At 58.6% G+C, this 12,368-nt stretch carries 14 protein-coding genes; all 14 read left to right on the top strand.

Annotation, left to right across the window (positions count from 1 at the left end):
• The first annotated feature begins 56 nt into the window (after positions 1-56).
• The 14 genes from yceD to ptsG all read left to right on the top strand — a co-directional run bounded on the left by yceD (position 57) and on the right by ptsG (position 12,366).
• A complete protein-coding gene (gene yceD, locus ACJ8OK_RS12655; protein WP_004927780.1) occupies positions 57-578 on the top strand; it encodes a 23S rRNA accumulation protein YceD in 522 nt (173 codons plus the stop codon).
• Between the two features lie 16 nt (positions 579-594).
• Complete coding sequence (rpmF, locus tag ACJ8OK_RS12650) at positions 595-762, top strand: 50S ribosomal protein L32 (protein ID WP_004927778.1); 168 nt, start codon at positions 595-597, stop codon at positions 760-762.
• 11 nt (positions 763-773) lie between these two features.
• Entirely contained in the window at positions 774-1,808 is a 1,035-nt protein-coding gene (gene plsX / locus ACJ8OK_RS12645) for a phosphate acyltransferase PlsX (protein WP_004928717.1), read from the top strand.
• Positions 1,809-1,814: 6 nt separating this feature from the next.
• Positions 1,815-2,768 carry a beta-ketoacyl-ACP synthase III gene (locus ACJ8OK_RS12640; protein ID WP_033633357.1) on the top strand — a complete coding sequence of 318 codons (954 nt, stop codon included), beginning with the start codon at positions 1,815-1,817 and terminating at the stop codon, positions 2,766-2,768.
• Positions 2,769-2,786: 18 nt separating this feature from the next.
• Positions 2,787-3,716, top strand: a complete 930-nt coding sequence (gene fabD / locus ACJ8OK_RS12635) for an ACP S-malonyltransferase (protein WP_033633356.1) — start codon at positions 2,787-2,789, stop codon at positions 3,714-3,716.
• An 11-nt stretch (positions 3,717-3,727) separates the two neighbouring features.
• Positions 3,728-4,462: a 3-oxoacyl-ACP reductase FabG gene (gene fabG / locus ACJ8OK_RS12630; RefSeq protein ID WP_004928729.1), complete on the top strand. Its 735-nt coding sequence runs from the start codon at positions 3,728-3,730 to the stop codon at positions 4,460-4,462.
• A 154-nt stretch (positions 4,463-4,616) separates the two neighbouring features.
• The gene (acpP, locus tag ACJ8OK_RS12625; protein WP_004719003.1) at positions 4,617-4,853 is read left to right on the top strand and encodes an acyl carrier protein; all 237 of its coding nucleotides are present in this window, start codon (positions 4,617-4,619) and stop codon (positions 4,851-4,853) included.
• A gap of 82 nt (positions 4,854-4,935) precedes the next feature.
• Positions 4,936-6,177: a beta-ketoacyl-ACP synthase II gene (gene fabF, locus ACJ8OK_RS12620; RefSeq protein WP_033633355.1), complete on the top strand. Its 1,242-nt coding sequence runs from the start codon at positions 4,936-4,938 to the stop codon at positions 6,175-6,177.
• 144 nt (positions 6,178-6,321) lie between these two features.
• Entirely contained in the window at positions 6,322-7,119 is a 798-nt protein-coding gene (gene pabC / locus ACJ8OK_RS12615; protein ID WP_033633354.1) for an aminodeoxychorismate lyase, read from the top strand.
• Positions 7,120-7,132: 13 nt separating this feature from the next.
• Positions 7,133-8,158 carry an endolytic transglycosylase MltG gene (mltG, locus tag ACJ8OK_RS12610; RefSeq protein ID WP_033633353.1) on the top strand — a complete coding sequence of 342 codons (1,026 nt, stop codon included), beginning with the start codon at positions 7,133-7,135 and terminating at the stop codon, positions 8,156-8,158.
• Positions 8,148-8,786 (top strand): dTMP kinase, encoded by a 639-nt coding sequence (tmk, locus tag ACJ8OK_RS12605; RefSeq protein WP_033633352.1) that lies wholly within the window; start codon positions 8,148-8,150, stop codon positions 8,784-8,786. The genes mltG and tmk overlap by 11 nt, the downstream gene beginning before the upstream one ends.
• Positions 8,786-9,793 (top strand): DNA polymerase III subunit delta', encoded by a 1,008-nt coding sequence (gene holB / locus ACJ8OK_RS12600; RefSeq protein WP_060559208.1) that lies wholly within the window; start codon positions 8,786-8,788, stop codon positions 9,791-9,793. Before tmk ends, holB begins: the two co-directional genes overlap by 1 nt.
• Positions 9,794-9,812: 19 nt before the next feature.
• Complete coding sequence (locus ACJ8OK_RS12595; RefSeq protein ID WP_048322894.1) at positions 9,813-10,589, top strand: metal-dependent hydrolase; 777 nt, start codon at positions 9,813-9,815, stop codon at positions 10,587-10,589.
• Between the two features lie 343 nt (positions 10,590-10,932).
• On the top strand, positions 10,933-12,366 hold the full coding sequence (gene ptsG / locus ACJ8OK_RS12590) for a PTS glucose transporter subunit IIBC (protein WP_015377458.1): 1,434 nt from the start codon (positions 10,933-10,935) through the stop codon (positions 12,364-12,366).
• Positions 12,367-12,368: the final 2 nt, after the last annotated feature.

Genomic DNA, 12,368 nt, shown 5'->3' with positions numbered 1-12,368 from the left:
GTTTTACGGCCTTTTTCTTTGACTCTATGTCGTTACAAAGTTAATATGCGCGCCCTATGCAAAAGGTAAAATTACCCTTGACCATTGATGCGGTACGTACCGCTCAGAAACGCCTGGACTATGCTGGTGTCTATGCGCCTGAGCAGGTTACTCGTGTTGCCGACTCCGTGGTCAGTGTGGACAGTGATGTCGAGGTGTCGTTGTCGTTCAATATCGACAATCAACGCCTCGCGGTGATAACAGGGCATGCGGACGTCACGGTAACGTTGATGTGCCAACGCTGTGGAGTCCCGTTCGAACATCAGGTTCACACAACATATTGTTTTAGCCCGGTCGTCAATGATGAGCAGGCTGAGGCATTACCGGAAGCGTACGAACCGATCGAAGTTGACGAGTTTGGCGAAGTCGATCTGTTGGCAATGATTGAAGACGAAATTATTCTTTCACTGCCTGTCGTTCCGGTACATGAATCTGAACACTGTGAAGTGTCCGAAGCGGACATGGTATTTGGCCAACTGCCTCCCGAGGCGGAGAAACCGAATCCGTTTGCCGTATTAGCCAGTTTAAAGCGTAAGTAATTGAGGAGTAAGGTCCATGGCCGTACAACAGAATAAACCAACCCGTTCCAAGCGTGGCATGCGTCGTTCTCACGATGCTCTGACCACGACTACTCTGTCTGTAGACAAAGTATCCGGTGAAACTCACCGTCGTCACCACATCACTGCCGACGGTTTCTACCGCGGTCGCAAGGTTATCGGCTAAGTAGCGATACCTTGACTCGTCTAACCCTGGCGTTAGATGCAATGGGCGGGGACTTCGGTCCCTGCGTCACAGTGCCTGCTTCGTTGCAGGCACTGGCCTCTAATTTACAGCTTCATCTCCTGCTGGTCGGCAATCCCGACGTCATCTCTCCCTTGCTTGCCCACGCCGATCCGGTTCTTCTGGAGCGTCTGCAAGTCGTGCCCGCCGAGTCCGTGATCGCCGGCGACGCCAAACCTTCACAAGCGATACGCGCCAGCCGCGGTACGTCGATGCGCATTGCGCTCGAGCAACTCAGCAGCGGAAACGCGCAGGGGTGCGTCAGCGCCGGCAATACCGGTGCGCTGATGGGATTGGCGAAGCTGTTGGTCAAGCCGCTGGAAGGCATCGAGCGCCCGGCGCTGATGACGGCGATCCCGAACCAGCAACGCAGCAAAACCGTGGTGCTGGATTTGGGCGCCAACGTTGAGTGCGACAGCACCATGCTGGTGCAGTTTGCCGTGATGGGTGCGGTGATGGCGGAAGAGGTGATCGGCATTGCGCAACCGCGGGTGGCGCTGCTGAATATTGGCGAAGAAGAGACCAAAGGCCTGGATAATATCCGCGAAGCGGCCGCTGTGCTAAAAAATACTCCGGCAATCAACTATATTGGTTACCTGGAAGGAAACGAACTGCTCACCGGCAAGACCGACGTGTTGGTTTGTGATGGCTTCGTGGGCAACGTCACCCTGAAAACCATGGAAGGGGTGGTCAGGGTGTTCTTATCGCTGCTGAAATCGTCCGGCGACGGAAACAAGCGAGCGTGGTGGCTGAAATTGTTGGGCCGTTGGTTGCAAAAACGGGTGGTTAAGCGGTTCGGCCACCTGAACCCCGACCAGTATAATGGCGCATGTCTGTTAGGATTGCGCAGCACCGTAGTCAAGAGCCACGGCGCTGCGAACCCTCACGCGTTTGCAGTCGCAATCGAACAGGCTGTGCAGGCGGTGCAGCGGCAAGTCCCGGAAAGGATTGCTGCGCGCCTTGAGGCTGTATTACCTAAGAGTGACTGATCGTACATGTATACAAAGATTCTCGGTACGGGGAGTTATTTGCCCGTACAAGTGCGCACCAATGCTGATTTGGAAAAAATGGTGGATACCTCTGACGAGTGGATCGTCACGCGTACCGGTATCCGCGAACGTCGCATCGCCGCCGCGGATGAAACCGTTGCGACGATGAGCTTCCAGGCCGCTGAAAAAGCGCTGGAAATGGCAGGTGTGGCTAAAGAAGACATCGGGTTGATCGTGGTGGCCACCACCACGAATACGCACGCGTTCCCGAGCGCGGCGTGCCTGGTGCAAGACATGCTGGGTATCAAAGACTGCGCGGCGTTCGATCTGGCTGCGGCCTGCGCCGGCTTTACTTACGCGCTCAGCGTGGCCGATCAGTACGTGAAAAACGGCGCGGTCAAACATGCGTTGGTGATCGGCGCAGATCTGTTGTCACGCACGCTGGATCCTGAAGATCGCGGCACCATCATTCTGTTTGGTGATGGCGCGGGTGCGGTGGTGCTGGGGGCGTCTGAAGAGCCGGGCATTCTGTCTACTCATCTGCATGCCGACGGCAGCTACGGCAACCTGCTGACGCTGCCTTACAAGGATCGTCAGAATCAAGACAAGCCGGCCTATGTCACCATGGCGGGCAACGAAGTCTTCAAGGTTGCGGTCACCGAGCTGGCGCGCATCGTCGACGAGACGCTGCAGGCCAACAACATGGATCGCAGCGAGCTGGATTGGCTGGTGCCTCACCAGGCCAACCTGCGCATCATCAGCGCAACGGCGAAAAAACTGGGCATGGGGATGGAGAAAGTGGTGGTGACGCTCGATCGTCACGGCAACACTTCTGCCGCCTCGGTGCCTTCCGCACTGGACGAAGCCGTGCGCGACGGGCGAATTCAGCGTGGTCAACTGGTGCTGTTGGAAGCTTTCGGCGGCGGCTTTACCTGGGGCTCGGCGCTGGTTCGTTTCTGATTTGGACAGGAAGAAAAAATGACGCAATTTGCTTTTGTTTTCCCGGGCCAGGGGTCGCAGACCGTTGGCATGCTGGCCGAGTTGGCCGCACAGTTCCCGATCGTCGAAGAAACCTTCGGCGAGGCTTCTTCCGCCCTGGGTTACGACCTGTGGCAGCTGGTGCAGCAAGGTCCGGCGGAAGAACTGAACAAAACCTGGCAGACCCAACCGGCTCTGTTGGCCGCCTCGGTGGCGATTTTCCGCGTTTGGCAGCAGCAGGGCGGTAAAGTGCCTGCGCTGATGGCGGGCCACAGCCTGGGCGAGTACTCGGCGCTGGTCTGCGCCGGCGTGCTGGACTTCAAGGCGGCGATCCGTCTGGTCGAGCTGCGCGGCAAGCTGATGCAGGAAGCGGTGCCGGAAGGCACCGGCGCGATGTACGCCATCATCGGTCTGGACAACGACGCGATCGCCAAGGCGTGTGAAGAGTCCGCGCAGGGGCAGGTGGTTTCTCCGGTCAACTTCAACTCGCCGGGCCAGGTGGTCATCGCCGGCAACAAAGAAGCGGTTGAACGTGCGGGCGCCGCCTGTAAAGCCGCGGGCGCCAAACGTGCGCTGCCGCTGCCGGTGAGCGTGCCTTCGCACTGCGCGCTGATGAAACCGGCCGCCGACAAGCTGGCCGTGGCGCTGCAGGACATCACCTTCAACGCGCCTCAGGTGCCGGTGGTGAACAACGTCGACGTACGCACCGAAAACGATCCTGAAGCGATCCGCAGCGCGCTGGTGCGTCAGCTGTACAGCCCGGTGCGTTGGACCGAGAGCGTAGAATTTATCGCAGCACAGGGAGTGACGTCGCTGCTGGAAGTGGGGCCGGGCAAAGTGCTGACCGGTCTGACTAAACGTATTGTTGACACCCTGACGGCTGCGGCGGTGAACGACACCGCCAGCCTGTCGGCGGCGCTTGAACAATAAAGAGGAAAATGATGAGCTTCGAAGGTAAAATCGTTCTGGTCACCGGCGCGAGCCGCGGTATTGGCCGAGCCATTGCAGAAACGTTTGTAGCACGCGGCGCCAAAGTGATCGGCACCGCGACCAGCGAGAGCGGCGCTGAGGCGATCAGCGGCTACCTGGGCGCAAACGGCAAAGGGTTTATGTTGAACGTTGTTGATGCGCAATCTATCGACAGCGTGTTGGCATCGATTCGCGCCGAATTTGGCGAAATCGACATTTTAGTGAATAATGCCGGCATCACGCGTGATAACCTGCTGATGCGTATGAAGGATGATGAGTGGGAGGATATCCTCGACACCAACCTGACTTCCGTATTCCGCCTGTCAAAAGCGGTAATGCGCGCTATGATGAAAAAGCGGTTTGGCCGTATCATCACCATCGGTTCCGTTGTCGGCACCATGGGGAACGCAGGGCAGGCGAACTACGCGGCGGCTAAAGCCGGTCTGATTGGTTTTAGCAAATCTTTGGCACGTGAAGTTGCTTCGCGTGGCATTACGGTCAACGTCGTGGCACCTGGCTTTATTGAGACGGACATGACACGGGCGTTGACAGATGATCAACGCGCAGGCATTTTGTCATCAGTTCCAGCCAACCGGCTGGGCGATGCTAAAGAAATCGCCAGCGCTGTTGCATTTTTGGCCTCTGATGAGGCCGGCTATATCACCGGTGAAACGTTACATGTCAATGGCGGCATGTACATGATTTAAAAAATGTGAAAACCATTTGCGTTATTTGAGGCAAAAACCGCAAAATAGCGTAAAATCGTGGTTTGACCAGCCGGGATTTAGTTGCATCTTTTTCAGCATTTTATACACTACGAAAACCATCGCGAAAGCGAGTTTTGATAGGAAATTTAAGAGTATGAGCACTATCGAAGAACGCGTTAAGAAAATCATTGTTGAGCAACTGGGTGTTAAACAGGAAGAAGTTTTGAACAACGCTTCTTTCGTTGAAGATCTGGGCGCTGATTCTCTTGACACCGTTGAGCTGGTAATGGCACTGGAAGAAGAATTCGACACCGAGATTCCAGACGAAGAAGCTGAGAAGATCACTACTGTTCAGGCAGCTATTGATTTCATCAACGCTAGCCAGCAGTAAGAGAACATATCTAGGCGGTCGTTCGACCGCCTAAGTTTTTTCTATCCCTAGTGTCATATTTTTCCCTCCCTGGAGGACAAACGTGTCTAAGCGTCGAGTAGTTGTGACCGGACTGGGCATGTTGTCTCCTGTCGGCAATACGGTAGAGTCCACGTGGAACGCTCTTCTTGCCGGTCAGAGTGGCATCAGCCTGATCGACCATTTCGATACCACTGCCTATGCGACCAAGTTTGCTGGCCTGGTAAAGAATTTTAATTCTGAGGATTTCATCTCTCGCAAAGATGCGCGCAAGATGGACGCCTTTATCCAGTACGGTATCGCTGCCGGCATGCAAGCCATGCAGGATGCAGGTCTGGACATCACCGAGGCTAACGCCAGCCGCATTGGAGCCGCGATCGGTTCCGGCATCGGCGGCCTGGGTTTGATTGAAGAAAACCACAGTTCACTGGTTAACGGTGGCCCACGGAAAATCAGTCCGTTCTTCGTGCCTTCCACCATTGTGAATATGATTGCAGGTCACCTGACAATCATGTACGGCATGCGTGGCCCAAGCATTTCCATCGCCACCGCCTGTACTTCAGGTGTGCACAATATCGGCCATGCGGCGCGCATCATTGCCTACAATGATGCGGACGTGATGCTGGCCGGTGGGGCAGAGAAAGCCAGCACCCCATTGGGCGTCGGCGGCTTTGGCGCAGCGCGCGCCCTGTCCACCCGTAATGACAATCCGCAGGCGGCGAGCCGTCCGTGGGATAAAGACCGCGACGGCTTCGTGCTGGGCGACGGCGCCGGCATGATGGTGCTCGAAGAGTACGAACACGCGAAAAAACGCGGCGCGAAAATCTACGCCGAAGTGGTTGGCTTTGGGATGAGCAGCGATGCTTATCACATGACGTCACCACCGGAAAACGGCGCTGGCGCTGCGCTGGCGATGGAAAATGCCCTGCTTGACGCCGGTGTGACCCCGTCACAAATCGGTTACATCAACGCACACGGCACTTCTACGCCGGCGGGCGACCAGGCGGAAGCGCAGGCGGTGAAATCCGTGTTCGGCGCCGATGCAGAGCGCGTGCTGGTGAGCTCGACCAAATCGATGACCGGCCACCTGTTGGGTGCGGCGGGCGCGATCGAGTCCATCTTTACCGTGCTGGCGCTGCGCGATCAGGCGGTACCGCCAACCATCAACCTGGATAACCCGGATGAAGGTTGCGATCTGGACTTCGTGCCTCACGAAGCGCGCCAGGTCAGCGATATGGAGTACACCCTGTGTAACTCCTTCGGCTTCGGCGGCACCAACGGCTCGCTGATCTTCCGCCGAGTGTAACTCGCGCTGTCGAACGCTGATGAAAGCCCGGTTTTTTAACCGGGCTTTTTTACGCCTGGCGTCCGGCCGTCAGCAGGGCTGCGTATTGCCTCGCCGCCTGCTATTCTGCGAGCGTAATGAAATAACCCGGCAACAGGAGGAAGCATGTACTGGATTAACGGACAACGCCACGACGCGCTGGCGCCGAGCGATCGCGGCCTGCAGTTCGGCGATGGCTGTTTTACGACTGCCCGGGTTATCGACGGTAAAATCGAGCTTTTGCCCTGGCATCTGGAGCGGCTGAAGCAAGCGGCGCAGAGGCTGATGCTGCCCGCCACCGATTGGGCGGCTTTCGAGCGCGAGATGGCGCTGGCGGCCGAATCAATTCCGCTCGGCGTGGTCAAAGCGATACTGACGCGCGGCAGCGGTGGGCGGGGTTACAGCCCGACCGGGTGCGAGAACCCGACGCGCATTGTTGCCCGCAGCAGCTACCCTGCGCACTATTTGCAGTGGCGCGAGCAGGGCATTACGCTTGCGCTCAGCCCGGTGGCGCTGGCGCGCAATCCGCTGCTGGCGGGGTTGAAGCATTTGAACCGCCTGGAGCAGGTGCTGATCCGCGCGCATCTTGACCAGACGGGCGCCGACGAGGCGCTGGTGCTTGACACTGCCGGTATGCTGGTGGAATGCTGTGCGGCTAATTTGTTCTGGCGTAAGGGAAAAGCGGTATTTACCCCGGATCTGAGCCAGGCGGGCGTCGCGGGCCTGATGCGGCGGCGAGTGATCGCGCTGCTGGCGGGCTCGGAATACCGTCTGCATTGCGTCAGTGAACCGCTGGAGACGCTGGCCGATGCCGACGAAGTTCTGGTGAGCAATGCACTGATGCCGTTGCTGCCGGTAAACGCTGCACAATCATGGCGTTATGCTTCGCGTCAGCTGTATGATTTTTTGCGTCCACACTGTTAACCATGGCTAATTGATGAAGAAAAGAAAGCTGAAGGTCCTGTCTGTTATTGTTGTTCTGGCATTGGCGCTGCTGTTTTGGGGCTATCAGAAGATCGAACGCTTTGCCGATACGCCGCTGGCCATCCAGCAAGAGACCATCTTCAAACTGCCGGCCGGCACTGGCCGGGTAGCGCTCGAAGGGTTACTGGTGCGCGACAAATTGGTGCACAATGGCCGCTGGTTCCAGTGGCTGCTGAAGCTGGAGCCGGAGCTGGCGGAATTTAAAGCCGGTACCTACCGGTTCACGCCGGGCATGACGGTGCGTCAGATGCTGAAACTGTTGGCCAGCGGCAAAGAGGCACAGTTCACCGCACGCTTTATCGAAGGCTCACGCCTGCGTGACTGGCAGCAGGTGTTGCAGCAGTCCAAATACCTGAAACACACCCTGGCGGGCAAGAGCGAAGCGGAGATCGCCGCTGCGCTCGGCATTCCTGCGGGCGAAACCCCGGAAGGGCATTTGTACCCGGATACCTATCAGTATACCGCCGGCATGAGCGACATCGCGCTGCTCAAACGCGCGCACGTGCGCATGAACAAAGCGCTGCAGGCCGCCTGGGCCGGCCGCGACACCAGCCTGCCGTACAAAACGCCGGAGGAGCTGCTGACCATGGCTTCGATCGTCGAGAAAGAGACCGCGGTCCCGGAAGAGCGCAGCAAGGTGGCGTCGGTGTTCGTCAACCGCTTGCGCATCGGCATGCGTCTGCAGACCGATCCGACGGTGATCTACGGCATGGGCGAAAGCTATAATGGCAGCATCACGCGCAAGGATCTGGAGACGCCGACGCCTTACAACACCTATGTGATCGCCGGCCTGCCGCCAACGCCGATCGCCATGCCGGGTGAGGCCTCGTTGCAGGCGGCCGCCAATCCGGCCAAAACGCCATATCTCTATTTTGTCGCCGACGGCAAGGGTGGGCATACCTTCACCACCAATCTGGCGAGTCATAACCAGGCGGTGCGCGTGTACCGTCAGGCGTTAAAGGAAAAGAATGAAAAGTAAATTCGTTGTTATCGAAGGGCTGGAAGGCGCGGGCAAGACCACCGCGCGCGATACGGTGGTCAATGTGTTGCGCGAACACGGCGTCAGCGACATCGTCTTCACCCGTGAACCCGGCGGCACGCCGCTGGCGGAGAAACTGCGCGATCTGTTCAAGCGCGGCATCGACGGCGAATTGCCGACCATCAAGGCCGAAGTATTGATGCTGTACGCCGCGCGCGTGCAGCTGGTGGAAACAGTGATTAAACCGGCTCTGGCGCGCGGCGCCTGGGTGGTGGGCGATCGCCACGATCTCTCTTCACAGGCTTACCAGGGCGGTGGCCGTGGCGTAGATCCGCAGCTGATGGCCTCGCTGCGCGACACCGTGCTGGGGGATTTCCGCCCGGATCTGACGGTTTATCTCGATCTGCCGCCGCTGGTCGGCCTGCAACGCGCACAGGCGCGCGGCCAGCTGGATCGCATTGAACAGGAGGCGCTGCCGTTCTTCGAACGCACCCGCGCGCGCTATCTCGAGCTGGCGGCGCAGGATGAAACCATCGTCACCGTTAACGCTGCCCAGCCGCTGGAGCAGGTGACGGCGGCGATCCGCGACTGCGTCGGCCACTGGTTGCGGCAGCAGGAAGGCGCATAATGAACTGGTATCCGTGGCTGAATGGCCCTTATCGCCAGCTGATTGGGCAGTACGCCGAGGGGCGCGGCCATCATGCGCTGCTGCTGCACGCGGCGCCGGGCAATGGTGACGATGCGCTGACCTATGGCCTGAGCCGTTGGTTGATCTGTCAGCAGCGCAACGGCGAAAAAAGCTGCGGCGAGTGTCACAGCTGTCGGCTGATGCTGGCGGGCAACCACCCGGATTATCACGTGCTGGCGCCGGAAAAGGGCAAGAGCAGCCTGGGCATCGAACCGATCCGCCAGGTGATTGAAACGCTGTATGCCCACGCGCAGCAGGGCGGCGCCAAGGTGATTTGGCTGCCGCAGGCGGAACAGCTGACCGAGGCGGCGGCCAACGCGCTGCTTAAAACGCTGGAAGAGCCGCCGGAGAAAACCTATTTCCTGCTGGGTTGCCGTGAGCCGTCGCGGCTGATGGCGACGCTGCGCAGCCGCTGCCTGTACTGGCATTTGGCCAGCCCGGAGGAGCACCTAAGCCTGCAGTGGCTGGGCCGGCAGGCGGCCGGCTCTCAGACGGACCGCCTCACGGCGCTGCGCATGCACGACGGCGCGCCGCTGGCCGCCGAACAGCTGTTGCAGCCGCAGCAGTGGCAGCAGCGCAGCGCGCTGTGCGCCGCGTTGAGCGCCGCGCTGCCGCAGCGCGATATGCTGTCGCTGCTGCCGGTGCTGAACCATGAAGACGTCGCTGAGCGCCTGCACTGGCTGTGCGCGCTGCTGGTGGACGCCATGAAGTGGCAGCAAGGCGCGCATCACTATGTATTGAATCAGGATCAGCAACCGCTGGTGCATCAGCTGGCCAGCCTGCTGAGCAGCGCCTCGCTGCAGCAGATCGTGCAGCAGTGGCTGAACTGCCGTCACCAGCTGCTCAGCGTAGTGGGCGTTAACCGCGAGCTGCTGCTGACCGAACAGTTACTTCGCTGGGAACAGATGCTCGGCGCCGCCGGCTATTCCCACCCTCACTCGCTGTAAAGTTAAAGAGTTAAAAATTATGTTGTTAGTCGATTCTCATTGCCACCTTGACAGTCTGGATTATCAGACGCTGCACCAGAATGTGGACGACGCGCTGGCCAAGGCCAAAGCGCGCGACGTCGGCTATGTGCTGGCGGTCGCCACCACGTTGCCGGGCTACCGTTCCATGACCGAACTGATCGGCGAGCGTAACGACGTGGCCTTCTCGTGCGGGGTGCATCCGCTCAATCTGGAAGAGGGCTATGATTACGCCGAGCTGCGTCGCCTGGCGGCGGCGAAGCAGGTGGTGGCGCTGGGGGAGACCGGGCTCGATTACTTCTACCAGAAGGATAATCTTGAGCTGCAACAGGACTCTTTCCGCGAGCATATCCGTATCGGCCGGGATCTGAACAAGCCGGTGATCGTCCACACCCGCGACGCGCGCGCGGACACGCTGGCGATCCTGCGTGAAGAGAATGCACAGGACTGCGGCGGCGTGCTGCACTGCTTCACCGAAGATCTGGCCACGGCCGAAGCCTTGCTGGATCTGGGCTTCTACATCTCTTTCTCCGGCATCGTGACCTTCCGCAATGCTGAACAGCTGCGCGAAGTGGCACGTTACGTGCCGCTGGATCGCATTCTGGTGGAAACCGACTCGCCTTACCTGGCGCCGGTGCCGCATCGCGGCAAAGAAAACCAACCCGCCTATGTGCGCGATGTGGCTGAATACATGGCGGTATTGAAGGGCGTTAGCCTGGAACAGCTGGCCGAAGCCACCACCGCCAACTTTTCACGCTTATTTCACCTCGATCTGTGATCTTTGACCTAGGCTATAGCTGTAGGTCATTGTCTGCGTAATTTTTTTTAAGCTCGTAATTAATCACTGAAACGGGTAAGGTTCCCTCCCGTTTCAAGGTGGTTGGTGCGCGTTTTTTGCTCTGTTTTGTCAAAAAAACGCCGGTTTATGCAAAGTTGCCGCGGCTCGATCATCGAAACGTGATTGTCATCAAACATTGCGCAGGCTATTTATTTTACTCTGCGTAATAAATTCAAGGGGTGCTCAGACACCCTGAATTGCAGGGGTTTTTCTCCCCCCCTTGCAGCGCGACGTATCGCGACAAGAAGTAGCAAAGCATTATTACTCAGGAGCACACTCAACTATGTTCAAGAACGCATTTGCAAACCTGCAAAAAGTAGGTAAATCGCTCATGCTGCCGGTGTCCGTGTTGCCTATCGCAGGTATCCTGCTGGGCGTCGGCTCCGCCAACTTTAGCTGGCTACCTGCGGTAGTCTCCCACGTGATGGCGGAAGCGGGCGGTTCGGTCTTCGCCAACATGCCGCTGATTTTCGCCATCGGCGTCGCCTTGGGCTTCACCAACAACGACGGCGTTTCCGCGCTGGCGGCGGTGGTGGCCTACGGCATCATGGTGAAAACCATGGCGGTGGTTGCGCCGCTGGTGCTGCACCTGCCGGCTGAAGAGATTGCGGCCAAACACCTGGCGGATACCGGCGTGCTCGGGGGGATTATCTCCGGCGCCATCGCGGCCTATATGTTCAACCGCTTCTTCCGCATTCAACTGCCGGAATACCTGGGCTTCTTTGCCGGTAAGCGTTTCGTGCCGATCATTTCCGGTCTGGCGGCGATCGTTCTGGGCGTAGTGCTGTCCTTCATCTGGCCGCCGATCGGTACGGCTATCCAGACCTTCTCGCAATGGGCGGCTTACCAGAACCCGGTTGTAGCCTTCGGCATTTACGGCGTGGTTGAGCGTGCTCTGGTGCCGTTCGGTCTGCACCACATCTGGAACGTACCGTTCCAAATGCAGATTGGTGAATTCACCAACGCGGCGGGCCAGGTGTTCCACGGCGACATCCCTCGCTATATGGCGGGTGACCCAACCGCGGGCAAACTGTCCGGCGGCTTCCTGTTCAAAATGTACGGTCTGCCTGCTGCGGCCATCGCCATCTGGCACTCGGCCAAGCCGGAAAACCGCGCGAAAGTCGGCGGCATCATGATCTCCGCCGCGCTGACCTCGTTCCTGACCGGTATCACCGAGCCGATCGAGTTCTCCTTCATGTTCGTCGCGCCGATCCTGTACGTGATCCACGCTATCCTGGCCGGTCTGGCGTTCCCAATCTGCATCCTGTTGGGCATGCGTGACGGCACCAGCTTCTCGCACGGCCTGATCGACTTTATCGTACTGAGCGGCAATAGCAGCAAAATCTGGCTGTTCCCAATCGTCGGCATCGTCTACGGTCTGGTGTACTACACCATCTTCCGCGTGCTGATCGCCAAGCTGGATCTGAAAACGCCGGGCCGTGAAGACACCGCTGCCGAGCAGTCTGCGCAGGGCGGTTCCGAAATGTCCGCGGCGCTGGTTCAGGCCTTCGGCGGCAAAGAAAACATCACTAACCTGGATGCTTGCATCACCCGTCTGCGCGTCAGCGTGGCCGACGTGTCCAAAGTTGACCAGGCGGGCCTGAAGAAACTGGGCGCAGCCGGCGTAGTCGTCGCTGGCTCCGGCGTGCAGGCCATCTTCGGCACCAAGTCCGACAACCTGAAAACCGATATGGACGAATACATCCGTAATCACTGATT

This window comes from Serratia sp. CY71090, from assembly GCF_052166845.1.
GTDB lineage: Bacteria > Pseudomonadota > Gammaproteobacteria > Enterobacterales > Enterobacteriaceae > Serratia > Serratia nematodiphila.
Note: the sequence above shows the minus strand (reverse complement) of the source record. Positions and strands in the feature narration are given on the sequence as shown.